General features: G+C 69.5%; 24 protein-coding genes and 1 pseudogene. 16 read left to right on the forward strand and 9 right to left on the reverse strand.

Features of this window, described 5'->3' with window-relative positions; all coding sequences use genetic code 11:
* Nucleotides 1–706: 706 nt before the first annotated feature.
* Complete coding sequence (locus tag HUG10_RS06820) at nt 707–1,489, reverse strand: SDR family NAD(P)-dependent oxidoreductase (protein ID WP_179168850.1); 783 nt, start codon at nt 1,487–1,489, stop codon at nt 707–709.
* A gap of 95 nt (nt 1,490–1,584) precedes the next feature.
* Here HUG10_RS06820 and HUG10_RS06825 point away from each other — a divergent pair, with 95 nt between their 5' ends.
* Entirely contained in the window at nt 1,585–2,640 is a 1,056-nt protein-coding gene (locus HUG10_RS06825; protein WP_179168851.1) for an isocitrate/isopropylmalate dehydrogenase family protein, read from the forward strand.
* On the opposite strand, the gene HUG10_RS06830 is transcribed toward HUG10_RS06825, so the two are convergent.
* On the reverse strand, nt 2,641–3,864 hold the full coding sequence (locus tag HUG10_RS06830; RefSeq protein WP_179168852.1) for an enolase C-terminal domain-like protein: 1,224 nt from the start codon (nt 3,862–3,864) through the stop codon (nt 2,641–2,643). It lies immediately after the preceding gene.
* 41 nt (nt 3,865–3,905) lie between these two features.
* Nucleotides 3,906–4,820 (reverse strand): dihydrodipicolinate synthase family protein, encoded by a 915-nt coding sequence (locus tag HUG10_RS06835; protein ID WP_179168853.1) that lies wholly within the window; start codon nt 4,818–4,820, stop codon nt 3,906–3,908.
* A gap of 117 nt (nt 4,821–4,937) precedes the next feature.
* Here HUG10_RS06835 and HUG10_RS06840 point away from each other — a divergent pair, with 117 nt between their 5' ends.
* Both HUG10_RS06840 and HUG10_RS06845 read left to right on the forward strand, forming a co-directional pair.
* Nucleotides 4,938–5,705 carry an SDR family oxidoreductase gene (locus HUG10_RS06840; protein ID WP_179168854.1) on the forward strand — a complete coding sequence of 256 codons (768 nt, stop codon included), beginning with the start codon at nt 4,938–4,940 and terminating at the stop codon, nt 5,703–5,705.
* Nucleotides 5,706–5,765: 60 nt separating this feature from the next.
* Nucleotides 5,766–6,743 (forward strand): aldo/keto reductase, encoded by a 978-nt coding sequence (locus tag HUG10_RS06845; RefSeq protein ID WP_179168855.1) that lies wholly within the window; start codon nt 5,766–5,768, stop codon nt 6,741–6,743.
* Here HUG10_RS06845 and HUG10_RS06850 read toward each other — a convergent pair whose 3' ends face one another.
* Complete coding sequence (locus HUG10_RS06850) at nt 6,744–7,730, reverse strand: aminopeptidase (protein ID WP_179168856.1); 987 nt, start codon at nt 7,728–7,730, stop codon at nt 6,744–6,746.
* A 106-nt stretch (nt 7,731–7,836) separates the two neighbouring features.
* On the opposite strand from HUG10_RS06850, the gene HUG10_RS06855 reads away from it, so the two are divergent.
* The 9 genes from HUG10_RS06855 (at nt 7,837) to HUG10_RS06895 (ending at nt 17,940) form a co-directional block, all read left to right on the forward strand.
* Nucleotides 7,837–8,805 (forward strand): hydroxyacid dehydrogenase, encoded by a 969-nt coding sequence (locus HUG10_RS06855; protein WP_179168857.1) that lies wholly within the window; start codon nt 7,837–7,839, stop codon nt 8,803–8,805.
* 45 nt (nt 8,806–8,850) lie between these two features.
* Nucleotides 8,851–9,627: an HpcH/HpaI aldolase family protein gene (locus HUG10_RS06860; RefSeq protein ID WP_179168858.1), complete on the forward strand. Its 777-nt coding sequence runs from the start codon at nt 8,851–8,853 to the stop codon at nt 9,625–9,627.
* Nucleotides 9,624–10,502: an MBL fold metallo-hydrolase gene (locus HUG10_RS06865; RefSeq protein WP_179168859.1), complete on the forward strand. Its 879-nt coding sequence runs from the start codon at nt 9,624–9,626 to the stop codon at nt 10,500–10,502. Before HUG10_RS06860 ends, HUG10_RS06865 begins: the two co-directional genes overlap by 4 nt.
* 44 nt (nt 10,503–10,546) lie before the next feature.
* On the forward strand, nt 10,547–11,635 hold the full coding sequence (locus HUG10_RS06870) for a mandelate racemase/muconate lactonizing enzyme family protein (RefSeq protein ID WP_179168860.1): 1,089 nt from the start codon (nt 10,547–10,549) through the stop codon (nt 11,633–11,635).
* Between the two features lie 44 nt (nt 11,636–11,679).
* Nucleotides 11,680–12,852, forward strand: a complete 1,173-nt coding sequence (locus tag HUG10_RS06875) for an enolase C-terminal domain-like protein (protein WP_179168861.1) — start codon at nt 11,680–11,682, stop codon at nt 12,850–12,852.
* A gap of 169 nt (nt 12,853–13,021) precedes the next feature.
* Entirely contained in the window at nt 13,022–14,152 is a 1,131-nt protein-coding gene (locus HUG10_RS06880; protein ID WP_179168862.1) for a thiamine pyrophosphate-dependent dehydrogenase E1 component subunit alpha, read from the forward strand.
* The gene (locus tag HUG10_RS06885) at nt 14,149–15,162 is read left to right on the forward strand and encodes an alpha-ketoacid dehydrogenase subunit beta (protein ID WP_179168863.1); all 1,014 of its coding nucleotides are present in this window, start codon (nt 14,149–14,151) and stop codon (nt 15,160–15,162) included. Before HUG10_RS06880 ends, HUG10_RS06885 begins: the two co-directional genes overlap by 4 nt.
* Nucleotides 15,163–15,216: 54 nt before the next feature.
* Nucleotides 15,217–16,629, forward strand: a complete 1,413-nt coding sequence (locus HUG10_RS06890; RefSeq protein WP_179168864.1) for a dihydrolipoamide acetyltransferase family protein — start codon at nt 15,217–15,219, stop codon at nt 16,627–16,629.
* Nucleotides 16,630–16,677: 48 nt separating this feature from the next.
* Nucleotides 16,678–17,940, forward strand: a complete 1,263-nt coding sequence (locus tag HUG10_RS06895) for a mandelate racemase/muconate lactonizing enzyme family protein (RefSeq protein ID WP_246310227.1) — start codon at nt 16,678–16,680, stop codon at nt 17,938–17,940.
* On the opposite strand, the gene HUG10_RS06900 is transcribed toward HUG10_RS06895, so the two are convergent.
* Nucleotides 17,941–18,111, reverse strand: a complete 171-nt coding sequence (locus tag HUG10_RS06900; RefSeq protein WP_179168865.1) for a hypothetical protein — start codon at nt 18,109–18,111, stop codon at nt 17,941–17,943.
* 264 nt (nt 18,112–18,375) lie between these two features.
* Here HUG10_RS06900 and HUG10_RS06905 point away from each other — a divergent pair, with 264 nt between their 5' ends.
* Nucleotides 18,376–19,521: a mandelate racemase/muconate lactonizing enzyme family protein gene (locus HUG10_RS06905; RefSeq protein WP_179168866.1), complete on the forward strand. Its 1,146-nt coding sequence runs from the start codon at nt 18,376–18,378 to the stop codon at nt 19,519–19,521.
* On the opposite strand, the gene HUG10_RS06910 is transcribed toward HUG10_RS06905, so the two are convergent.
* The gene (locus HUG10_RS06910) at nt 19,518–20,690 is read right to left on the reverse strand and encodes an enolase C-terminal domain-like protein (protein ID WP_179168867.1); all 1,173 of its coding nucleotides are present in this window, start codon (nt 20,688–20,690) and stop codon (nt 19,518–19,520) included. The genes HUG10_RS06905 and HUG10_RS06910 overlap by 4 nt on opposite strands.
* Before the next feature lie 54 nt (nt 20,691–20,744).
* Nucleotides 20,745–21,938: an iron-containing alcohol dehydrogenase family protein gene (locus tag HUG10_RS06915; protein WP_179168868.1), complete on the reverse strand. Its 1,194-nt coding sequence runs from the start codon at nt 21,936–21,938 to the stop codon at nt 20,745–20,747.
* 209 nt (nt 21,939–22,147) lie between these two features.
* Here HUG10_RS06915 and HUG10_RS06920 point away from each other — a divergent pair, with 209 nt between their 5' ends.
* Both HUG10_RS06920 and HUG10_RS06925 read left to right on the forward strand, forming a co-directional pair.
* The gene (locus HUG10_RS06920) at nt 22,148–22,897 is read left to right on the forward strand and encodes an HAD-IIA family hydrolase (protein WP_179168869.1); all 750 of its coding nucleotides are present in this window, start codon (nt 22,148–22,150) and stop codon (nt 22,895–22,897) included.
* A 195-nt stretch (nt 22,898–23,092) separates the two neighbouring features.
* Nucleotides 23,093–23,386, forward strand: a pseudogene (locus tag HUG10_RS06925) (LUD domain-containing protein); the annotation flags it as partial.
* Nucleotides 23,387–23,403: 17 nt separating this feature from the next.
* On the opposite strand, the gene HUG10_RS06930 reads toward HUG10_RS06925, so the two are convergent.
* Together HUG10_RS06930 and HUG10_RS06935 are read right to left on the reverse strand one after the other, a co-directional pair.
* Nucleotides 23,404–23,679 (reverse strand): MoaD/ThiS family protein, encoded by a 276-nt coding sequence (locus HUG10_RS06930; RefSeq protein WP_179168871.1) that lies wholly within the window; start codon nt 23,677–23,679, stop codon nt 23,404–23,406.
* Between the two features lie 39 nt (nt 23,680–23,718).
* A complete protein-coding gene (locus tag HUG10_RS06935) occupies nt 23,719–24,492 on the reverse strand; it encodes an HpcH/HpaI aldolase family protein (RefSeq protein ID WP_179168872.1) in 774 nt (257 codons plus the stop codon).
* Nucleotides 24,493–24,605: 113 nt separating this feature from the next.
* Between HUG10_RS06935 and HUG10_RS06940 the strand changes: the two genes are divergently transcribed.
* On the forward strand, nt 24,606–24,893 hold the full coding sequence (locus HUG10_RS06940) for a ubiquitin-like small modifier protein 1 (RefSeq protein WP_179168873.1): 288 nt from the start codon (nt 24,606–24,608) through the stop codon (nt 24,891–24,893).
* Nucleotides 24,894–24,896 lie beyond the last annotated feature (3 nt).

Here is a 24,896-nt window from a genome sequence, read left to right on the forward strand (position 1 = left end):
CGACGGCCACGCCCGCGTCCGCGTCGGAGCTGCTCCGGGACGACTGCGAGTCCTCAACGGCGAGTCGTCCTATGCCGAGCGTCACGGATTGAGCGCCTTCGCGATCACCCGCATCGGGCCGTCGGTGTGACGACGCCGACGAGAGTCAGGGCGTGAGCCCGACCGCGCGGACGACCAGAATGGCGTCGCGCTGCTGATACACGACGAGCAACAGCGGGTTTCATCGTCAGCGCGAGGCACCCAATGACCGCGAAGACGACGAGCGTCACGTCGAGGTAGATGGCATCGTTGACGCCGTATCGCTTCGCGATCGTCAAGCCGACGGTTTCAACGTTGCCCCCTTAATTTCCGACAAACGTCCGACTTCTATGCCTACCCAGATTACATCCATACTGCTGTCACGGGTTTGTTGATTGTTATCACACTTCCTGTGTCATTTTAACAGGGTCGCCCCTCGCCGCTGGGGTAGTCACTTCCGTACCCGACTCCGTCGGGCCGGGACGATCGCCCCCCGGATTCACGATGCTGATCGTGTCGGGGGTCGCCCCGACACCTTGCATCGACTGGAGAGAGGGTTTCCGAGGAGCCCCCGTACCTCGCCCACTCTGCGGACGTGTTTCCGGGCAGTATCACGTGAGGGTCTTCGGACGGGTGGCTCCCTCGGGGTGGCGTCCGAGCGTCAATCGAACCTGCGACGTTGTCCCCGCTAGATGGCGCTGTAGCCGCCATCGACGTACAGCAGTTCGCCGGTGACGTAGTCGGCGTCCTCGCACGCCAGATAGAGCGCCGCGCCCGCGACGTCCTCGGGACGGCCTGCCCGGCCGGCCGGGATCGGCTTGAGCCCTTCCCCCCCGCTCCGTTCGGTCTCCTCGGCGTTGAGGGGGCCGAACTCCGTAGCGATCCGCCCCGGAGCGATCGCGTTGACCCGGACGTCGTGTTCGGCGAGTTCGACGGTGGCGCTCAACGTTATCATCCGGACCGCTCCCTTCGTCGATTCGTAGGTGACCTGCCGGGGTTTGGCCCCCGTCGAACTGATGGAGGCCATGTTGAGGACGACCCCACCCGCGCCGCGGTCTATCATATCGTTCGCGGCTGCCTGACACCCGAAGAACGTCCCTCTGACGTTGACGGCGTGGACGCGATCGAACGTCTCCGGGTCGACCGACCGGATGGACTCCGTGACGTGGACGCCCGCGTTGTTGACCATCACGTCGACGCCGCCGAACTCGCGGGCGGCGTCGACGGCCGCCTCGACTTGCTCGGGGTCGCTGACGTCCGTCCCGACGAACGCCGCGTCGCCGCCCCGTTCCCGGACGACCTCGTGGGTCGGCGTCGCCTCCCCGTGGTCCCGTGGCTCCTCGCGGACGTCGGCGACGACGATCGCCGCCCCAGCCTCGGCGAACCCGGTGGCTATCTCGCGGCCGATGCCCGAACTCCCGCCTGTGACGAGCACCGTCTCGCCCTCGTAGTCGTAGTTCGCTCGCCCCATGGCTCCCGCTGCCACGGCGGGCGTGATAGCTGTTGGGTCGTCGGTCGGGGAATCGGACGCGGGGGTTTATTCTCCCCGCCATGGTAGCCGGCCGCATGGCTCACGACATCGCCCTGTTGCCGGGTGACGGCATCGGCGTCGAGGTGGTCGACGCGGCGACGCCGCTGCTGGAACGGGCGGCCGAGACCCACGACTTCGAAGTGGAGACGACACGTTACGAGTGGGGGTCCGACCGCTTCCTCGATGAGGGATCGCTATTCCCGGACGACGCGATGGACCGACTCGCCGACCACGACGCCATCCTGCACGGCGCGATGGGAGACCCGCGCGTACCCGACTACGTGACGTCCATCGAGGGCCCCATCGCCATCCGCCAGGCGTTCGACCTCTACGTCAACTACCGCCCCGTCCGCCTCCACGACGCGGGCAACACGCCGCTCAAGGGGTACGGCCGGAACGACGTCGACATCGCGTGGTTCCGCGAGAACAGCGAGGGCGAGTACGTCGACATCGGCGGCCGCCTCGACCGCGGCGGGGGGTCCGAACTCGCCATCCAGACGTCGGTCTACACCGAGAAGGGGGTCGAACGCGTCGTCAGGGCGGCGTTCGAGGCTGCGCTCGACCGCGAGGGCTACCTGACGAACGTCACGAAGTCGAACGCGCTCCGCTACGGCCCGGTGTTCTGGGACGAGGTGGTCGAGGATGTCGCCGAATCGTACCCGTCGGTCACGCTCGAGCACCTCCTCGTCGACGCCGCCTCGATGGACTTCGTGCTCCGCCCCGACGAGTTCGACGTGGTCGTCGGGCCGAACCTCTTCGGCGACATCCTCACCGACCTGACCGCGGCCGTCACCGGCGGCCTCGGCCTCGCACCGTCGGCGAACGTCAACCCCGACGGCGACGCCCCGGGGCTGTACGAACCCGTCCACGGCAGCGCCCCAGACATCGCGGGCGAAGGGGTCGCCAATCCGATCGCGGCGGTGCTGAGCGGCGCACTCATGTTCGAGGACCTCGGCGAGGAGTCGGCTGCCGACGCGCTGCGCGACGCCGTGGCCGCCCACCTCGCGGACGACGGCGCGCCCCACACCCCCGATCTCGGGGGCGACGGGACGACCGCCAACGTCGTCGCCGACCTCCGCTCGCGGCTCTGACTACCAGCGGGGTTTGTTCGGCAGCCAGTCCGATCGGCCGACGTCGGACATCGCGTCCGCGTACTCGGCAGCCATCGACGACACCGACGAGTACGCCAGGGGGTCGCCCTCCTCGTACTGCCGGTGGAGTCGCTGGAGTTCGGCCTCGTCGAGTTCGACGCCGAGACCCGGTCCCTCGGGTTTGATGCATCCAGCCTCGAACGAGAGCGGCTCGGTCACCACGTCGTCGGCCATCCACGGGTAGTGCGAGTCGCACGCGTAGCGGAGGGTCGGCATGGCGGCGGCGACGTGCGCCATCGCGGCCATGCTCACGCCGAGATGGGAGTTCGAGTGCATCCCGACGCCGAGGTCGAGCGTCCCCGCGACGTCGTCGAGGCGGACGTTGCCGCGCATCCCGCCCCAGTAGTGGTGGTCGCTCAGGACGACGTCGACGGCGTCCATCTCCACAGCGGGCGCGACGTGCTCGAACTCGGTGACGAACATGTTCGTCGCCACCGGGTAGTCGACGCGTCGCTTGAGTCGGGCGTGGGCGTTCATCGACGGGACTGGGTCCTCGAGGAACTGCAGGTGTAGGTCCATCCCGCGCAGGCGCTTCGCGAGACGAGTCGCCGTCTCGACGCTCCACGTCCCGTTCGGGTCGATGCGAAGCGGCGTGTCGCGGCCGAACTCCTCGGCGAGCAGGTCGAGCGTCCGCACCTCCTCGTCGGGGTAGAGGACGCCCCCCTTCAGTTTCAGCGTCCCGAAGCCGCCGCGGTCGACGAACTGGCGGGCCTCCTCGACCATCGCCTCCGCCGAGAGCACCTCCTCCGGCGCGATCGCGGCCGAGTCGGGGTCGGAATCCGCGTGCTTGTAGAAGAGGTAGCCGGAGAACTCCACCTCGTCGCGGACGCGCCCGCCGAGGACGTTGTACGCGGGTTCGTCGTGCGCCCGGCCGAGCAGATCGACGAGCGCGGTGTCGATGGCTCCGTACGCCATCGAGTCCTGTAGGCGGAGTTCGAGCGGGCGGACCTCGTAGGGGTCGCGCCCCTCCACGAGGTCGACGGCGCCTTCGAGGGCCTCGATGACCTGCTCGTCGCCGTACGTCTCGCCGACGCCGACCTCGCCGTCCCTCGTCGTCACGCGGACGATCGTCCGCGCGGCGAGTTCGCTGTGTACGCCCCACGAGTTCCGGAGCGGCGGTTCCCGGTGGGCGACCGGGATCACCTCCATCTCGGCAATCTCCATGGTGGCCTCGCCGAGGACGGGAGAATAAAGTTACCGGTGGATTACCTGTTCTCGGGGCGCTCGTAGACGCCGCGGTCGCGCATGGCCGCGACGGCGTCGGCGATGCGCTCGCGGTCCGCCCCGGACGAGTCGACGATGGGGCTCCGCGGGTGGCCGGGGTTCCGACCGAGCAGTTCGATCGCCGCCTTGACGCCGCCCGGGTAGTTGCCATCGCGGTCCCACACCGCCGCCCGCGCGAGCGGGAGCGTGGCCTCGTGGATGGTGCGCGCCCGGTCGATGTCGCCGTCCTGAACGGCCTCCCAGAGGTCGACGCTCACGCGGGGGTAGATGGAGGTGACGCCGCCGATGGTTCCCACCGCGCCGAGGACGTACGACGGGAAGAGCAGGTCGTCGAGCGCGGTCAAGACGGTCAACTCGTCGCCGACGGCCGTGAGCATGTTCGCGAGGCCGTGCATGTCGCCGCCGCTCTGTTTGATGCCGTACAGCTCGGGCACGTCGTCGGCGATCCGGGTGGCCAGGTCGGCCGTCACGTCCACCTTCTCGATGACGTCGTAGATGAGGATGGGCAGGCCGCCGGCGTCGCCGACGGCGGCGAAGTAGTCGACGAGGCCGTCGTCGGTCGGCCGCTCGTAGTGGGGCGGCGTCGCCATGACGGCGTCAGCGCCCGCGTCGCGGGCGCGTTCGGCCTTCGCGGCCGCCTCGCGGGCGCTGGTGGCGATGACGCCCGCGACGACGGGCACCGACCCGTCGACCTCGTCGACGGCGACGCCGTACACCTCCTCGTGTTCGTCGACCGAGAGGGCGTTTCCCTCGCCGGTGCTGCCGGCGACGGAGACGCCGTTGACGCCCGAATCGAGGTGGTAGCGGATCTCCTCGCGCAGCGCGTCGGCGTCGACCTCGCCCGTCTCTTCGAACGGCGTTACGACCGGTGGAACGACTCCGTGGATGTCCGTCATCGTGAGCACCTCGGTGTGAGCATCAGAGACGGCCGAAGGTGCGACCCGGACCGTGTTAAGCGTATGCGTACCGCGACCCGGACGGCTTTACGCCGTCGCCGCGTCTCCCCGGCCGTCATGGCACGTGACGACACACCACTCGACGGGAAGACGGCGCTCGTGACCGGTGCGAGCTCCGGAATCGGGCGAGCGGCCGCGAGACTGCTCGCCCGCGACGGTGCCGACGTGGCCGTCGCTGCGCGGCGCGAGGAGCGACTCCACGACCTCGCCGAGGGAATCGAGGCCGACCACGGCCGGCGGGCGCTCGCCGTCCCGACGGACGTGACCGACGAGACGCAGGTACGGGAGCTGGTCGAGCGGACGGCCGACGAGCTCGGGGGCGTAGACGTCGTCGTCGCCAACGCCGGCATCAACAGGCAGGGGACCGTCGAGGACATCTCGACCGAGCGGTACCGCTCGCTGATGGACGTCAACGTCGACGGCACCTTCTTCACCGCACAGGCGGCGATTCCCGCGCTCCGGGAGACGGCGGGCGTCCTGATATTTGTCGCGAGTTTCGCGGGGCACTACCCCCGTCCCGACCAGCCGATCTACGCCGCCTCCAAGTGGTGGACCCGCGGGTTCGCGCTGTCGCTGGCGGGCTATCTCGGCCGCGACGACGTGGGCGTCACCGTCGTCAGCCCCAGCGAGGTCGACACGGAGATCGGCATCCACGATGGCCGCCCCGCCCACGAGCGGTTCACCGACATCGACTCGGCGACGCCGGAGGAGTTCGCCGAGTGCATCGCCTTCGCCGCGCGCCAGGAGGCGCCGAACGCCGTCGCCGAACTCGGATTCTACCGTCGGGACAAGTTCAGCAACTGGACGCGGAACGCGGACAGATAGCGCCCTCCCGGCGACGGCGCCGTCCCGAACGCTTTTCGGCCCTGGGGCGGAGTCGGCGGCATGGAGTACACCACGCTCGGGGCGACGGGCACGACGGTGAGCCGCATCTGTCTCGGCTGCAACAGCTTCGGGAGCCAACATGGGTGGATGCTCGACGCGGAGGTGGGCCGCGATCTCGTCGAGCGGGCGGTCGACCTCGGGGTGACCTTCTTCGACACCGCGAACGTCTACTCGAAGGGCGAGTCGGAGTCGATCCTCGGCGAGGCGCTCTCGGCGTACGATCGGGACCGCTTCGTCGTCGGCACGAAGCTCTACTACCCGATGCGGGAGGACGACCCGAGTTCGGGCGGCCTGTCACGGAAGGCCATCGAGCAGGAACTCGACGCCTCGCTCGACCGCCTCGGCATGGAGACGGTCGACCTCTACCAGATCCACCGCTGGGACGACGACACGCCGATCAAGACGACGATGCGTGCACTCGATGACGCGGTCCGGCGGGGGAAGGTGCGGTATCTCGGCGCCTCCTCGATGTGGGCCCACCAGTTCGCCGACGCGCTCGCCACCAGCGACCGCCTCGGCACCGAGCGGTTCGCGACGATGCAGAACCACTACAACCTCGCCTACCGCGAGGAGGAGCGCGAGATGCTCCCGCTCTGTGCGCGAGCGAACGTCGGCGTCATCCCCTGGTCCCCGCTCGCCCGCGGCTACCTCGCTCGTCCCGACGACGAACTCGCTACGACGCGGCGGGCCGAGACGGACGACATCCTCGAGGGGCGCATCGACGTCTATCGCGCGAACGGGGGGCGCGAGGTGAACGAGCGGGTCGAGGAGCTGGCCGCCGAGAAGGGCGTGAAGATGGCCCAGATCGCCCTCGCGTGGCACCTCCACCGCGACGAGGTCACGGCGCCGATCGTGGGGACGACGAGCGTCGAGCACCTCGAGGACGCCGTTGAGGCGCTCGACGTGAAGCTGTCCGCCAGCGACGTGGCGTATCTGGAGGAACCCTACGAACCCGTGCCCGTCACGGGCCACGAGTAGTCAGCCGTCGGCGACGGCCTGGAGCGCGGCCTCGTCGTACTCGCCGTCGCGGAGGACCTCCCGCCCGTCCAGTTCGATTGCCGGGCGCGTGATGATGCTGTCGATGTGGAGTTCGCTCGCCGTGGTGCCGCCGATGCTGGTGTTGTCGCCGAGGGCCACGTCGAGGACGCCGAGACGCTTCTTGCACTCGGCGAGGTTCGGCGTGAGTCGCGCCGCCGGGTTGGTCCCCGGGGCGAACTCCGCGAGGTTCCGCGCGTTCGCGTCGGCGGCGTCGAGTCGGTCCCGCAGCGTCGCCGCGGCCGACCCGCCGCGGAACTCGACGGCGCGGCCACCGTCGAGGACGAGTTCGACCGGTTCGTCGAACGCGCCGATGCCGTCCATCGCGTGGTCGAGGACGATGGTCCCCTCCGCCGTCCCCTCGACCGGCGAGCAGACAGCCAGCCCGGGCGGGAGGTTCGAGAAGCCGTAGTCGTGGAAGAAGCCGTCGAGCGGGAGCGCGGACCGGCCCTCGAGGCTCATCGCCGCCTTGGTCCCCTCGGGGCAGCTAACGCGCGCCTCCGAGGCGGCGGTGAGCGCGTCACAGACCAGCCCCGTCGTCCGCCGCACCGCCTCGAAGTCCGCAGTCATCGCGCCCTCGACGAGCATCTCGGGGGTGACGCCGCGGAGGACGGCGACGCGCGTGCCCGCGGCGGCGGCCTCCCGTCTGGCCTCGGTGTGGACCAGCGAGTGCTCCGTGACGACGAAGACGACGTCGACGGCGCGCATGGCCGCGGCGACACCCGCCGGGGGTTCGGCCCCGTGGCCCGCGAGACGCGGGACGACCGACAGGGTGGCGGAGGCATCGGCCGCCCGCGCCGCCCGTGTGAGCGCCCGGCCGAGTTCGACGGCGCCGGGGTCGGCGACGACGAGCGCCTCGTCGTCTGCCGTCAGTTCGCCCAGCCGTTCCACGACCCGCCTCGTCACCGCGGCGTACTCCAGGTCGCGCATACCTCGCACTCCGCGTGCGGGCCCATAAGTCCGCCCTCGACGGGGACCGGGGGTCCGGCCTCGGCCGGGAGCTACCTTTTTTCTCCTCGTCCCGGAAGGGTGGCATATGGCCGAGGATCGCTGGCGCGTGCTCGTCCCGGAACCGATGGACGAGGCGGGACCGGAGAGCATCGCCGACGTCGCGGACTGCGTGTGGTACGACGAGTACGACGGCCGCGAGCAGATGCGGGCAGACATCGGCCGTTTCGACGCCGTCGTCGTCCGGACTTTCGTCGTGGACGGCGCGCTGCTCGACTGCGCCGACCGCCTGAAGGTCGTCTCGAAACACGGCGCGGGCCTCGACAACGTCGACGTCGAGGCCTCGACCGAGGCGGGCGTCGTCGTCTGCAACACGCCCGACGTGAACGCGCCCTCGGTCGCCGAGCACGCGATGACGCTCCTGCTCGCGGTGCGAAAGCGGATCCGGGTCGCCGACGCCGATGTCCGCGGGGGGACCTGGGACCGGACGAAGTACACGGCGAGCGAGGTCCGCGGCGACACACTGGGCCTGTTCGGGAGCGGCAGCATCGGGGGCGAGATGGCCGCCCTCGCGCGGGGGTTCGGGATGGACGTCGTCTTCTACGACCCGTACCTCCCGGCCGGCGAGGGACCGCTGGGGGCGACGCGCGTCGAGACGACCGACGACCTCTTCGGCTGTTCCGACGCGGTGAGCGTCCACACCCCGCTGACGGACGAGACTCGTGGCGCGATCTCGACGGCGGAACTCGACGCGCTCGGCCAGGACGGCATCCTCGTCAACACCGCGCGCGGCGGCGTCATCGACGAGGACGCGCTCGTCGCGGCGCTCGACGACGGCACCCTCGCGGGCGCGGGGCTCGACGTCTTCGCGGAGGAACCGCCGGACGCCGACCACCCGCTCTTCTCGTTCGAGAACGTCGTGGTGACGCCTCACGTTGCGGGGTCCACCGTCGAAGCGCTGGAGCGGATGAGCCGCGGCGCGGCGGCGAATGTCCGCACGGTCTACGAGGGGCGACTCCCGGAGACGTCTGTGAACGAGGTCGACGTCGGCGAGTGATCGCCACCCAAAGCGTTTTGCCGCCGGTTTGCGACTCGGCTTCGTATGAGCCGTGAGAACAAGGTACGGGAACGCCTGGAGTCCGGCGGCAACGTGCTCGGCGCGCGCGCCGAGACGATGTCCCCGGTCCTCGTCGAGGTGTACGGCCGGCTGGGCTACGACTTCGTGTGGCTGGACTTCGAGCACGCGGGCGCGAGCCCCTACGACAGCACCGCCCTCGATCCGCTAGTCCGGGCGGCCGAGAGCACCGACATCGAACTCCTTGTCCGCGTCCCCCACGGGGAGCCGCCGCTCGTCCACAAGGTGCTCGACGCCGGCGTCTCGACGCTGCTCGTCCCGCGGGTCGAGTCGGCCGACCAGGTGGAGCGTGCCGTCAGGGCCGCCCGTTTCGAGTTCGACGGCGAACCCGGCGACCGCGGGTGGGGCGGCGGTCGTCCGACTGCGTGGGGCGCCGACGCGGAGAACTTCACCGAACGGCAGGACGAGCAGGTGCTCGTGGGCGCGATGATCGAGAGCGCGGCGGCCGTCGCGGACGTCGAGGAGATCCTCTCGGTGCCTCACCTCGGCTTCGCGTTCATCGGCGCGAACGACCTTTCCGTCTCGCTCGGCCACCCGCAGGAGACGGACCACCCCGAGGTGGTCGACGCGATCGAGCGGATCGAGTCGGCCTGTCTCGACGCCAACGTGCCCTTCGGCGCTCCCAAGCACGACACCGACGCGGCGGCCGCGGCGCTCGAGGACGGCTACTCCGTCCTCCGCGTCGGCGACGAGGTGGGATCGGTCCGCGAGGTGCTCGGCGACCGCCTCGAGGCGCTCAGATGAGCGACGTCCACTCGACTTGGGGCGACTGGTTCGTCCACGCGGAGGTGGAAGCCGTCGACCCGTCGGGGCTGTCGACGTGGTATCTCGGCTGCAATGGGTTCGCCCTCCGGACGCCCGAGACCACCATCTACGTCGATCCATACTTCGGCGACGGCCGCCCGCCGAACCTCGTCCGGATGGCGCCGGTGCCGATGGACGCGAACGACGCGACGCGCTGTGACGCCGTCCTCGTCACGCACGAACACGTCGATCACATGCACCCGCCCTCGTTCAAACCGCTAGTCGAGGGACTCGGCGCCTCGTTGTACGCCCCGTCGGCGTCGTACGAGGAGGCAACGTGCGACGTCGACGTGAGCGACTACGCCGAGCGGTGTGAGACGGTCGAGGCGGGCGACCGCTTCGAGGTGGGCGACCTGATCGTCCACGTCCGGGGCGCGAACGACCCGGACGCCGTCGAACCCGTCTCCTACGTCCTCGAGCACGAGTCGGGGACATTCTTCCACGGCGGCGACTCCAGGTCCGCCGAAACGTTCGCGTCCGTCGGTCGGGAGTTCGACATCGACGCGGGCGTCCTCGCGTTCGGGTCGAACGGGCGTCGGTTCGATCCGGCGGCGGGCGAGACGGTCCACTCGAACGTCTACATGAACGAGGACCAGGTGTTGGAGGCCGCGAACGACCTCCAACTGGACCGACTGCTCCCCACCCATTACGGTATGTGGAAGGGGCTCGACGGCGATCCGACATCGCTCGTCGAGCACGCCGCGTCGTTCGAGTACCCGCGGGTGATCGAACCGATCACCGTCGGCGACCGGGTCGACGTCCACCGGCCCGGCATCGTTCCCATGGACGCGCTCACGCGGGGGGAGGCAGGGTAGCGTGGTCGCCTCGGCGGTCGGCCGGTCGCGGAGGTGAGCGAGCGATGGAAATCACGGACGTCCGAGTCGACGCGCTCCGCGTGCCGCTGGGGACCGAACTCGGCGACGCGCGGGCGTCGGTCACGGAGCGGTACTGGATCGTCCTCGAACTCGACACCGACGCGGGGCTGACGGGCACCGGGTGGATCAGCACGTGGCGCGTGCCCGACCTGCTCGCGCGCTACACCCGGGAGTTCTCGGACCTGCTGGTCGGCGCCGACCCGTTCGCCACGACGGCCCTCGGGGAGGCGATGCGCGAGCGGACGCTCTACTACCCGGGCGAACTCGGGTTCTCCGCGCATCCACGTTCGGTCGTCGACGTTGCCTGCTGGGACCTCAAGGCACAGGCGGCGGGAGTGCCGCTCTACCGCCTCCTCGGCGGCACGGACCGCGAGGTGCCTGCCTACTGTTCGCGCCTCGACGCGGGCGAGGACGCGGATACTGTCGTCGAACGGCATACAACACAGGCCGACCGCGGGTTCGAGGCCTTCAAGACGAAGGTCGGCGGGCGGTCGCTGGCGGCCGACCTCGAACGGGTCGACGCCCTGCGGGCGGCACTCGGCGACGAAGCGGAGCTACTCGTCGATGCCAACCAGGCGTGGACCGTCGCGGAGGCCCGGCGGGCGGTCGCGGCCCTCGCCGAGCGCGGGGTCGGCTGGGTCGAGGAGCCCGTCTCGGCGTACGACGTCGACGCGTACCGCCGGGTCGCGGCGGGGGCGCGCGTCCCCATCGCGACGGGCGAGATGTTCTACCGTCCGGAGCGACTGCGCCACCTGCTCGATGCGGGTGCCGTCGACGTCGCACAACCCGACCTCGTCCGCGGCGGCGGGATCACGGGGCTCCTGAACGCGGCCCACCTCGCCGAGAGCCACGACGTCCTGTTTGCACCGCACGTCCACTACGCCGTCAGCGCACACCTGGTCAGCGCCGCGCCCAACGGCCTGTACGCCGAGTACATCCCGGAGTACGACGCCTCGCCGCTCCTGGCCGCGGGGCCGACTGTCCGCGACGGCAACGTCGTGCTGCCCGAGGAACCCGGTCACGGCTGTCGGCTCGACCCGGACGCTCGCGAGCGGAACCGTCTCGACGGCTGAGCCGGCACCGCAACTCCCTTACCCTCACCGGGAGTGGCGAATCCATGGCGCCGACGATCACCCGCATCGAGACCACGGAGTTCGCCTACCCGTTACGGGACGTCACGAGGAACCCCCACGGGTTCGACCTCGTCTACGAACCCGGACGGACGCGCGAGCGGATCACGTACGGGATCCGAATCCACACCGACGAAGGGGTGACGGGCGAGTACATCGGTGGGAATCCGTCCGCCTTCGCGCAGGTGAACATGGTCGCCGACTACCTGATCGGCGAGGACGCCCTGGCACGCGAGCGACACTGGAGCGAGATGAAGCGCGCGCTCCGCAAGTACGACCGGATGGGCATCGGCCCCATCGACATCGCCCTCTGGGACCTCGCCGGGAAGTACTACGACGCGCCCGTCCACGAACTGCTGGGCACCTACCGCGAGCGGTTCCCGGTCTACGTCTCCACGTACTTCGGGAGCGAAGCGGGCGGCCTCGACTCGCCGGAAGCGTACGCCGACTTCGCCGAGGAGTGTCTCGACCGGGGGTTCAAGGCGTTCAAGATCCACCCCATCGGCGGTCTCGACGACCGCGACATCGACCGCGAGGTCGAGATGATCCACGCCGTCGGCGAACGCGTCGGGGACGAGATGGACCTGATGCTGGACCCGGTCGGCGAGTATCACACATTCGCCGACGCGCTGACGGTCGGGAGGGCCTGCGACGAACAGGGGTTCTTCTGGTACGAGGACCCGCTCCGGGGGGCCACCCGTTCACAGCACGCGAGCCGAAAGCTCCGCCAGCTGCTCGATACGCCGCTTCTGATGACCGAACTGGTCCGTGGGCTGGAACCGCACACGGACTTCATCGCCGAGGAAGCGACCGACTTCGCGCGCGCCGATCCCGAGTGGGACGGCGGGATCACGGGCGCGATAAAGCGCGCCCGCGCCGCCGAGGGATTCGGCCTCGACGTGGAGTATCACCTCGCCGGGCCCGTCCAGCGGCACCTGCTGGCGGCGACGCGCAACACGAACTACTACGAACTCGGCCTCGTCGGCCCGGACTTCGGGGTGCCACACGTCGAGGCCCCCGTCTACGTCGACGGCTACACGGACGCGATGGACGCCGTCAACGATGGACACGTGTCCGTCCAAGACGGGCCGGGCATCGGCGTCACCTACGACTGGGACTACGTCGAGGAACACGCGCTCGGCGGGCGGGTCTACGACTAGGACGGGCGGTGGAGGGGAACCCAGGCGAGGAGGAGAACCCGGGCGACGGACGGGAACGGGGGCTGGCTGTCGCGCGAATCGTCCTACTGATGCGGCCTACCCGCGAGAACACGGCGATCAAACCTCTCTCACCCAAAATCTTTCAACGGTCCCCCACGTCGCGGTTACCATGTCCCACTGGACGGAAGTTCGCCCCTCGGAGGACTTCTACCGGGTCCTCGACGCGGACGGCCGACCGCTCGACGATCCGCCCGACGTCGACGAGGAGACGCTCCGACGGATGTACCGGGCGTTCGTCCGGTCCCGGGCCTTCGACGCGAAGGCGCTCAGCCTGCAGCGGCGCGGCGAGATAAGCATCCACGCCGCCTCCACGGGGGAGGAGGCCGTCTCCGTCGGCAGCGCCGCGGCGCTCGAACCGGACGACTGGTGCTTCCCGACGTACCGGCAAACCGCCGCGTCCATCTACTGGGACGCCCCGCTCGCCCGGACGTTCGCGGGCCTCATGGGAGCCGAACCCGAGACGGTGGCCGAACACCTCGACGACGAGTCGAACCCGGCGGTCAACTTCTCGCCGCCGTACATCCCGCTCACGGTGAACGTGACGAACGCCGTCGGCTCCGCGATGGCCGACGCGTTCAACGACCGGGACACCGTGACGATGTCGTACGTCGGCGACGGGTCGACCAGCGAGGGGGACTTCCACGAGGCACTGAACTTCGCGGGCGTCTTCGAGGCCCCCGCGGTGACCATCTGTCACAACAACCAGTGGGCCATCTCCGTCCCGACGCACAGACAGACAGCCGCCGAGACGTTCGCCCGAAAGGCCGAGGCTCACGGCGTCCCGTACGACCGCGTCGACGGCAACGACGTCCTCGCCGTCTACGAGAAATCCCGCGAAGCGATCGAGCGCGCCCGGAACGGCGGGGGGCCGACGCTGCTCGAGTGCGTCACCTACCGGATGGTGGACCACAACACCGCCGACGAGGACAGCGTCTACCGCGACGAGGAGGAGCTGGCGCGGTGGGCTGACCTCGATCCGGTCGACCGGTTCGAGACGTACCTCCGCGAGGCGGGCGTCATGGACGACGACGAGATGGACCGCGTCGCCGAGGCGGCCGAGGCGGACGTGGACGAGGCCGTCGAGGCTGCGCGATCGGTGCCCCGCTCCGACCCCCAGCGGATGTTCGACAACCACCTCCACGGCGAGTCGTGGACCGAACGCCACCAGCGCGCCGAACTACGTCGCGAGGGGATGGGGGAGAACCCTTTCGTCGACTTCGACGGGGAGGGGTTCAAATGAGTTCCGGCGACGTAGCCCTCGACGTCGAGGGCGACACGGAACGGTGGAACGTCGTTGACGCGGTCCGCGAGACGCTCGCACAGGAGATGCGCCGCGACGACGCGGTCCGGCTCCTCGGCTATGACGTTGGACCCATCGGTGGCGTCTTCCGCGCCACAGAGGGCCTCTACGAGGAGTTCGGGGGGGAGCGGGTGATCGACACGCCCCTCTCGGAGAACGGCATCCTCGGCACCGCCGTCGGGATGGCCATGCGTGGCGAGCGCGTCGTGCCGGAGATCCAGTTCATGGGCTTTCTTTATCCCGCGTTCGGGCAGCTCATGTACTCGCTCGCGAAGCTCCACGAGCGCTCCGGGGGCGGCATCGAGGTGCCGATGACGGTCCGCATCCCCTACGGCGGCGGCATCAAGTCCAGCGAGTACCACTCCGAATCGACGGAGACGTTCCTGGTTCACACACCGGGCGTCCGTGTGGTCTGTCCGAGCACGCCCGCCCAGACGAAGGGGCTGCTCGCGGCGAGCATCCGCCACCCCGACCCGGTGATGTTCCTCGAACCCAAGCGGATCTACCGCGGCGAGCGCGAGGCCGTCCCGACCGGCGAGTACACCCTGTCCCTCGACGAGGCTCGCGTCGTCCGCGAGGGAGAGGACGTGACGCTCCTGACGTGGGGTGCGATGCTCGAACACGCCGAGACGGCCGCCGACAGCGTCGACGCGGACGTCGAGATCGTCGACCTCGTCTCCCTCTCGCCGCTGGACGTCGAGACGGTCCTCGACTCGGTGAAGAAGACCGGCCGGTGTGTCGTCCTCCACGAGGCCCGGCGAACGCTCGGCCTCGGCGCGGAACTGTCCGCGCTGGTGAACGAGTACGCCCTCGATCACCTCCACGCGCCGATCAAGCGCGCGACCGGCTACGACGTCCACTTCCCCGGCCACCAGACGGAAGACGCCTACCTGCCCGACGCCGAACGAGCCGAACACGCCATCAGGGCGGTGATGTCCTATGAGTTCTGAGCACGCACACGGGCGACCCGAACCGCACCGACGACCGGGGGCTGGGAGGCGACGATGACGCGCTACGAATTCCCGCTGCCGGACCCCGGCGAGGGGCTGACCGAGGCGGAGGTCGTCGAGTGGCACGCCGACCCGGGCGACCGGGTCGAGGAGGACGACCCGCTCGTCGACGTCGAGACCGACAAGGCGGTCGTCGAGATCCCGGCCCCCTGCGAGGGGACACTCGAGGAACGGCGCGCGTCGCCTGGTGACGTGCTCGCCGTCGGCGACGTCGTCGCCGTCTTCGAGACGGACGCTCCCCCGACGGAACGCCAGCAGGAAGGGAGCGTCGAGGGTGCAGCGGACGACGAGTCCGAGTCCGCCTCGGGCGGTGGAACGGCGGGGGCGGAACAGCGCGATGCCGCCGGAACGACCACGGCGACCGGCGCTATCGACCGGGTCGAATCCGCCGAAGATACCGAACCCGCCGGATCGACCCGGTCCTCAGAGTCGGCCGAATCCGCCCAGTCCGCCGAACCCGCAGAGGCCGGGACCACCGCGGACGCCGACGCCGACGCCGACGGCCGGGTGTTCGCAGCCCCGAGCACGCGGCGGTACGCCCGCGAGTCCGGTGTCGACCTCTCGGCCGTCGAGGGGACCGGCCCCGGCGGTCGTGTGCTCCGCTCCGACGTAGACGCACACGGCGACGGCCAAGCGAGTGAAGCGGCCGGGGTAAACGAGTCAGCTCGTCCCGCTGCTACCGACGCCGAGGACCGCTCGACGTCCGACGACCGCGAGACCCGTCGCCCTCTGACGGGACTGCGGCGGGCCATCGCCGACAACATGGTCCGCTCGACGGACGAGATCCCGCACGTCACCTCCGGCTTCCGGGCCGACGCCGTCGAGTTCGTGAAGCTCCGCGAGCGGCTGAACGGGAAGCACGACGCGCGCATCTCCTACACGGCGATGGTGGTGAAGGCGGTCGTCCCCGCGCTCGCGGAGTTCCCGCTCGTGAACGCCAGCGTCTCCGAGTCGGGCGAGGAGATAATCGAGAAGCACCACTACGACATCGGCGTCGCGACCCACACGGAGGACGGCCTGCTCGTCCCCGTCGTCCGCGACGTCGACGGCAAGTCGCTCGTCGAGGTGTCCGAGGAACTCGACTCCCTCGCGGCGGGCGCGCGCGAACGGTCGCTCGACCCCGGACAGCTCCGCGGGAGCACGTTCACGGTGACGAACGTCGGGAGCCACAGCGAGCACGGGACCTTCGGGACGCCCATCATCAACCACCCCGAGGCGGCCATCATGGGGCTCGGCCGCATCGCGGAGGAGCCGGTCGCCGTCGACGGCGAGATGGAGATCCGCGAACAGCTCCACCTGTCGCTGTCGTACGACCACCGCCTTGTCGACGGCGTCACCGCCGCGGGGTTCGCCGACCACGTCATCGAGAGCATCGAGGACCCCGACGTCCTCCTAGCGCGGCTCTGAGCCGGCGGGACGAAGGTATTTGCCGCTCGACGTCGAGCCTCGATTCGCATGCCGGACTCGAAATACCGACAGCTCGTAGCGGACATGACCGGCGGCGTCGGCTGGCGCGACCTGCGGGCCGACGGCCTGCGGCGGGACCCCGAGCGCGACGTCGAGATCACCGACGTGGAGTGTGTCGTCGTCGAGGGCAACTTCCCGTGGAACCTGATCAAGGTCAGCACCGACGCGGACGAGTACGGCCTCGGCGAGGCGTTCCCCGGGCCGGCCGGCGAGTACATCGAGTTCCTGAAGCCAGGGCTCGTCGGCGAGAACCCGCTCGACGTGGACCGTCTCGTCGAGCACATGACGCAGCTCGTCTCCGGACTCGGCGGGTCGCTCGGCTACTCGCAGGCGGCGGTCAGTGGCATCGAGATCGCGCTGTGGGACGTCGCCGGCAAGGTGCTCGATGTCCCCGTCTACCAGTTGCTCGGCGGCAAGTACCGCGACGCCGTCCGGATATACGCCGACTGTCACGCGGGCGAGAACCTCGCGGCGGCGGCGGAGGCCGACCCCCGCGACATCTACACACCGGAGTCGTACGCCGACGTCGCCCGCGAGGTAATCGACGAGGGGTTCGACGCGCTGAAGTTCGACCTCGACGTCAAGATAGAGGACGCCGACACGGCCACCAGGCGGCTCTCGAACGGCGCCATCCAGCACAAGATCGACGTTGTCGACGCCGTCCGCGAGGAGGTGGGATACGACCCGACGCTCGGCTTCGACCTCCACTGGAACTTCACGGTCGAGACGGCGACGAAACTCGCTCGGGGCGTCGAGGAGTACGACCTCGACTGGATCGAGGACCCGGTCCCCCCTGAGAACGTCGATGCCCACCGGAAGGTGACAGAGAGCACGAGCACGCCCGTCCTCGCGGGCGAGAACCTTACCCGCGTCGAGGGGTTCCTGCCCTTCCTCACCGAGCAGGCGGTCGACGTCGTCGCACCCGACATTCAGAAGTGCGGCGGCCTCCTCGAACTCCGCAAGATCGCCACCGTCGCCGACGCTTTCGACGTTCCTGTCGCGCCCCACAACATCTCCAGCCCGGTCGGGACGATGGCGAGCGTCCACGCCTGCGCCACCGTGCCGAACGCGTTCGCGCTCGAGTGGCACGCCCGGGAGGTCGACTGGTGGGACGACCTGCACACGGGCGACCCACTCATCGTCGGTGGCGAGATCCAGGTGCCCGAGGAACCGGGCATCGGCATCGACCTCGACGCCGAGGTGGTCACCGAACACGCCGCGCCGGGCGAGGACGTCTTCGACCTCGACTGACTACGTGACCGGGTAGCTGTCGTGGTCGAGCACCTCCGGCATGTGCCCGCTCAGGTTGACGCCATCCTCGCTGACCCGCTCCCGCAGGCGGTCGATGCTCTCGTAGCACGCCCCCGCGTCGACGTGGATTCCCGGCGGGACGTACGGCAAGTCGACGGGCGTGACCGCCACCCTCTCGCCGTCGACGTCGCAGACCGACTCGCCGCCGGTTCGGGGTTCTGCCGGAGTAGACGAGGTCGCCGACGGTGGCGTGTGGTCCCTCGCCCGTCTCGGCGACGATGGGCTCGTTACCGAGTAGCCGACGGGCACACTGGCGATTCGAGTGTCTCCCGCATCTCGTTGTCGTGTCGCATGCTGGTACCCCGAACCGCGACGAAAAACCGCTCTCGACGGACGGGGCGAAGATTCTTGGCGGGGTCAGCCGGTGTACCCTGCATGGAGATCACGGACATCGTCGTCCACACGCTGTCGGTCGACGAGGTCGAGGGCGAGAAGGCCGACGGCTCACAGGACGCGTGCATCGTCGAGGTGGAGACCGACGAGGGGATCACGGGCGTCGGCGAGGCAGACTCCTCGCCGCTCGTGGTGAAGGCCATCGTCGAGGCGCCGGTTTCCCACGACAAGAGCGCGGGGCTGAAGGAGGTGCTGCTCGGCCGCGACCCCTTCGACGTGGAGGCGCTCTGGAACGAGATGTACGACCGCACCTACTTCTTCGGGCGGCGCGGCGCGGCCATCACCGCGATGAGCGCCGTCGACATGGCGATGTGGGACGTCGTCGGGAAGGCGACCGACCGACCGCTCTACCAGCTAATCGGGGGCAAACACCGCGACTCCGTGCGGGCCTACGCGAGCACCCTCTTCCCGGCGGAACCGACCGACCTCAACCACGTGCGCGAGGAGGCCGGACAGGCGCTGGACGACGGCTTCTCGGCCATCAAGTTCGGCTGGGGCGGGTTCGGACGGGACCGGGTACAGGACCTCGAACTCGTCGGCGCGGCTCGCGACGTGCTCGGCCCCGAGTTCGACCTCATGGTCGACGCGGGCATGGTCTGGCAAGGCGACGTGAAACGCGCCATCAAGGGCATCAACGAACTCGACAGCGAGCACGACCTCTACTGGGTGGAGGAGCCGGTCTACGCGGACAACCTCGACGGCTACGCCGCTATCGCCGACGCCTGCGAGACGCGAATCGTCGGCGGCGAGGAGGAGTACACCGCCTACGGCTTCCGGGAGTTCGTCGACCGCGGCCGTCCCGACGCGGTCCAGCCGGACGTCGCCCGGTCGGGTGGCATCACCCACATGCGGAAGATCGCCGACATCGCGGCGGGGGCGGGGATCCCCTTCGTCCCGCACGGTTACAGCACGGACGTCATCGTCGCCGCCAACCTCCAGCTCATCGCGGCCACGCGGAACGCGCCGCTGCTCGAATACTGCGTCGAGGAGTCGCCGCTCCGCTGGGACCTCGTCGAGGAGGACTTCACCGCCGAGGACGGCCGCGTCGAGGTCCCGGACCGGCCGGGACTCGGCGTGACGCTGGACCGAGATGTGCTCGAGGAGTACCGGACGGATCTCCCGCTCTAGGCGAGACCGCTCACGAGGGGTTCGTCGATGACCTCGTGGTTCGTCAGGCGCTCGTCGACGAAGTCCCAGTCGACCTCGACGCCGAGGCCGGGGCCGTCGGGAATCGGAACGGTGCCGTCGTCGTCGATGTGCTCAGGCGACTCGAGGAAGCCCTGTGCGCTCATCCACTCGATGCCAGCCGGGTGGACGAGGCCGTGTTCGTAGTAGTTCGTGTTGCGGATGGCGCTCATACAGTGGAGGTGTGCGGGGCCGCCGACGTGGAGTTCGACGTCGCGGCCGAACGACTCGGCGACGTTCGCGATCTTCATCGCGCCGGTGATGCCCCCGTCGAGGTGGGCGTCGGCGCGGACGAGGTCGAGCGCCTCGTCGGCGAGGTGGTTCGCGCGGGTGTAGGGCCCGCCCCGGACGTGTTCGACGCCGAGGATGGGGGTGTCGAGGTCACGGGCAAGTTGTCGTGTCATCTCCATGCTCTCGCCGCCGTCGGCCATCGGGTCCTCGTACCAGAAGAAGTCGAGTTCGTCGAGGGCTCGTCCGACGCGGAGGGTGTCGGCGTAGGTGTCGTACTCGCTGGCCGGGTCGAGCATGAGGTCCATCTCGTCGCCGACGCGGTCGGCGACCGCGCGACAGGCGGCGACGTCCCCGTCGGGGGCGCCGAACCCATGCAGCTTGTAGGCGGGAAAGCCGCGGTCGAGACACTCCTCGGCGAAGTCAGCGTACGCCTCCGGCGAATCCAGCCCGCCGTTATCGTCGGCCATGAACGTCGAGGCGTACGCCGGCACCGGCTCGCTGGTGCCGCCGAGGAGTTCCGAGACGGACGCGCCGTAGTGGTTACCCGCGAGGTCCCACAGCGCGACGTCGATGGGGCCCATCCCGACGTGGTCGAGGTGGCGCATCGCCTTCCAGAGGTCCTGCCAGATGTCCTCCCGTTCGAGCGGGTCGCGGTCGAGCAGGGCCGACGACGCCATCCTGATCTGTGCCAGCATCGGCGGGACGAAGTAGAAGCCGCGGTAGTGGCCTTCCAGACCGTCGGCGGTCCGTATCGTGAGGACGAACCCCGGCGGTTCGAGGACGTTCCCGGGGTCGTACCCCTGGTGGCCGTGTGACATTCCCACGTCGTCGAGTCGGTAGGTGAACTCGTGGATCTCCAGTTCGCTGATGCGCATCGCCACTTAAGTCGGCGCGGGCGGCCCTAAAGGTATGCCAGCGCATCGCAAAACCGATGGTCAGTACGCGTCCTCGAAGACGCCGACCACGTCGTCGTGGTCCATGTCGCGGGGGTTCCGCTCGATGTTATGTTCCGAGTATTCGAAGCAGATGTCCGCGAAGCGGTCGAACTCGTCGGGGTCGACGTCGCCGAGTTCGCTGATGTGGTTGGGGATGCCGACGTCGTCGTTGAGTTCCATGACGGCGTCGACGCTCCGGTACGCGAGATCGAGCGTCGACTCGCCGGGAGCCCGCTCCTCGCCGAGGAGTCGAGCGATCTCGGCGAAGTGTTCGGGTTCGGCGGGGACGTTATACGCCATGACGTGGGGCAGGAGGACGGCGTTCGCGAGGCCGTGACCAATGCCGCACTCGATGCCAAGCGGGTAGGTGAGCGCGTGGACCGCGCCAAGCCCGGAGTTGACGAACGCCTTGCCGGCCGTCGTCGCGGCGAAACTCATCTCGTAGCGCGCGCGGTCGTTGCCCGCGCCCTGGTGGACCGCAGCACGGAGGTTGTCGCCGATGCGCTCGATGGCGTCACGGGCCAGCACGTCGGAGTACGGCGTCCGCAGCATCGTCACGGATGACTCGATCGCGTGGGTGAGCGCGTCCATTCCCGTCGCGGCCGCGATCCCCGCCGGGAGCGACTCGGTGAGCGCCGGGTCGACGATGGAAAGGTCCGAGAAGAGCTGGTCGTCGTAGACGACGACCTTGTTGCCGCCGTCCTCCGAGTCCGAGAAGACGCCGATGTGGGTCACCTCGCTGCCGGTGCCGGCCGTCGTCGGCAGGAGCGCGAGCGCCAGGCCTGCCCCGGGGGCGTTGCCCATGCCGACGGTGTCGCGGACAGGCACGTCGTGGACTGCGAGCACGGACGCCAGTTTCGCGGTGTCCATGCAGCTCCCCCCGCCAGCGCCGACCACGAGGTCGAACTCGTCCGCGCGGAGCGCAGCCGCGGCGTCCTCGACCATCGACAGCTTCGGCTCGGGTTCGACGCCGTCGAATACCTCGACCGCCACCCCAGCGGATTCGAGCGCGCCCTCGATAGGGTCGAGGACGCCGGCGGCGACGATGTCGGCGTCGGTGACGACGAGCGCTCGCTCGACGCCCTCGCTTCCGGCGAACTCGGCGAGTTCCCCAGTCGCACCGATGCCGTAGCGGACATCGGCGGGGGACTTGATGCTGTTCGTCTCGGTGATCGAGTGGACGCCCTCGGACATACGGGAACGAACCGTGCAGACGGTCTTATAGCCACGGGCGGGCTGACGGCCGGCTAGCCGCCAGAGTGCCCGTCGACCTCGACCGTGAATCATTGCGGTTGACGCCGCAAGACGAGGTGATGCGGACCGTCCTCGCCGACGGGGAGGACCGGAGAACCGACGCGGCCCGAACGGGAGGCTGAAGTACAGCGGAGGGGAACCGTCGGTCGATGCTCGCAGACCGGTACGACGCGTTCCTCTTCGACCTCGACGGCGTCGTCGTGGTTGGCGACCGCCCCGTGACGGGGGCAGTGGAGACGCTCGAACGCCTCCGCGACCGGGGGGCCCAGGTCCGCTTCGTTACCAACAACTCCCGGTCGACCCGCGAGAGCGTCAGCGACCACCTCGAATCGCTCGGCGTCGAGGCAGCAGTCGAGGAGACGTTCACCGCCGCGTCGGCGACCGCGGCCCACCTGGCCGATGCGGGCGCATCGTCCGTCTACGTCCTCGGCAGCGACGGCTTCACCGAGGAGATGCGCCGCCACGGCGTGCGGCCGACCGAGGCGGACGCTGACGCCGTCGCCGTCGGCCTCGCTCGGACGGCGACGTACGACGACCTCGCGACCGCGACCCGTCTCGTCCGTAACGGCGCGTCGTTCGTGGCCGCGAACGCCGACGGTGCCTACCCGACTGAGGAGGGCATCGCCCCAGGAACTGGCGCGCTGGTGGCCGCACTCCGGGCCGCGACTGGGCGGGACGCCACCGTCGTCGGCAAGCCGGAACCGGAACTGTTCGAGCGGGCGCTGTCGGGCGTCGAGGGTCGCGTCGCGATGGTGGGCGACTCACGGGGTTCCGACGTCGCGGGCGCCAGGCGTGTCGGCATCGACGCGGTGCTCGTTACCGAACACGCGCGCGAGGACGACGCCGGCCCGGAGCCGGACGCAACGGTCGCGACGCCGCACGGACTGTTCGAGGAGTGAGTATTCACTTCCCGAGGCAGTCGGGACGGTCGGAACGGACCTCGGAACCGGTCGGAGCGGTCGAACGGTACCCGTACTGGGTCGGTGAGATGTGGCATGGCTGTACAACCCCCTACGGAATTCGAGCCATCCCTGGAGGAGCAGGGGTCGAGTTGGACCAGAACGACGACCGGGGGGTTCGTCGAGACAGTGGCCGAGGCGGTCGCCTCTCACGCTCACAGCCAGCAACTGACGCTCGGCCTCGACGCCCACACCGAGGCGGTCCTCGACGGGCGTGGCTTCGACGTGGGGACCTCCACCGTCGAGTGTTGCGGGATGGCGGGGTCGTTCGGCTACAAGTCCGAGGACTACGAACTCAGCATGGACGTCGGCGGCGACCTCCAGGCCGAGTTCTCCGCCCATCTTGACAGGGAGGTCCTCGCAAGCGGCACCTCCTGCATCGAGCAACTCGACGCCCTGTTCGACGACGGGACACGCCACCTGATCTGAAGCCTCGACCCGGGGCGCTAGCCTTCCGGCATCGGCGGGTCCGAGAGCGCGAGCGTGTCGCCGTCTTCGAGGCGCGTCCCGCCCCCGTCCTGTATCGAGACGTGCCGCACGTTCCGCATCACCACCAGCGGCTTCGGGTCGTCGTGGAGGAGTCTGTCGAGCAGTCCCGGCGCGCGCTCGTCGAGCCGTTCGACGACCGTCCGCACCGTCGCGCCGTCCTCGAGCGTCATCTCGTGTGACTTCCCGCCTACCGCCTCGCCGACCGCGCCGTAACAGTTGACCTCTACCTGCACGGGGCGGCGTACGGACCGACTGGTATTAGAGCGTCGGTCCTACCCATCGACGGCGTCCTCGAAGTGCGCTTTGGCCGCCTTCGCGCCCTCGGTGAGGTAGACCATGTCGGCACCGACCTGCATGAAGTCAACGCCAGCGTCGAGCCATCGGTCGATGCCGTCGTGATTGAGTGCGAGCATCCCCACGGGGACGTCGGCCGCGTGGGCGGCCTCGACGACGTCGTCGACGGCCCCCTGGAAGTCCTTGGCCCCCCAGTCGCCGAACGCGCCGAGCGAGGCCGAGAGGTCGCCCTGGCCGATCTGTATCGCGTCGACGCCGTCGACGGCGGCGATCTCCGCCGCGTTCTCGACGCCCCGCCGGGTCTCGATCTGGGTGATAGTCACGAGGCCATCGTTGGCGCCCGCGAAGTACTCGCCCAGGCTGCGGCCGTAGTCGGAGGCGCGGGCGGGCGCGACGCCGCGGACGCCCTCGGGCGGGTAGCGCATCGCGGCCACGATGTCCTCGGCCTCTTCGGCCGTCTCGACCATCGGAAACATCAGTCCCACGGCCCCCGCATCGAGGACGCGCTTGACGCGGCCCGGGTCGTGGCTCGGCACGCGCACCAGCGGTGCAGTATCGCCCTCTGCGGCCTCGACGGCCCGTATGACGTCCTCGAGTTCCGAGACACTCGTCGAGGTGTGTTCGGTGTCGACGACGACGTAATCGAAGCCCAGCTGAGCGCTCATCTCCCCGACCGCCGGGTGACCGATGGAGATCCAGGTGCCGGTGAGTCGCTCGCGGGCGGTCAGCGCGCGGTGGAAGTCCGGATTCATACGTCCCGGCGCACTCCGGGACGGAAGAAAAGGGTTGTGTCACCCGATCACACGCGTTCGTGGACGAGAACCGGAACGGGAGCTTACATATCGACGGAGGGGTTACACCGGGCATGGACGTCGAAGTCAAGCTGTTTGGTCCGATGCGCGAGGACGTGGGCGAGAAGACGCTCGTCCGGACGCTCCCCGAGGGAGCGACGGTTGCCGACCTCGTCGCGGACCTCGTCGCGGACTACCCCGTGCTCGACGGACGTCTCCTCGACGACGAGGGCGACATCGACACCCACGTCAACGTCACCGTCAACGGGACGAACGTCAGACAGCGCGATGAACTGGCGACGGAACTGGAGGACGGCGACGTGCTCCGGACGGCACCGCAGGTCGTCGGCGGGCGAGAATAGGGG

The sequence above is a fragment of the Halorarum halophilum genome, from assembly GCF_013401515.1.
Taxonomy (GTDB): Archaea; Halobacteriota; Halobacteria; order Halobacteriales; family Haloferacaceae; genus Halorarum; species Halorarum halophilum.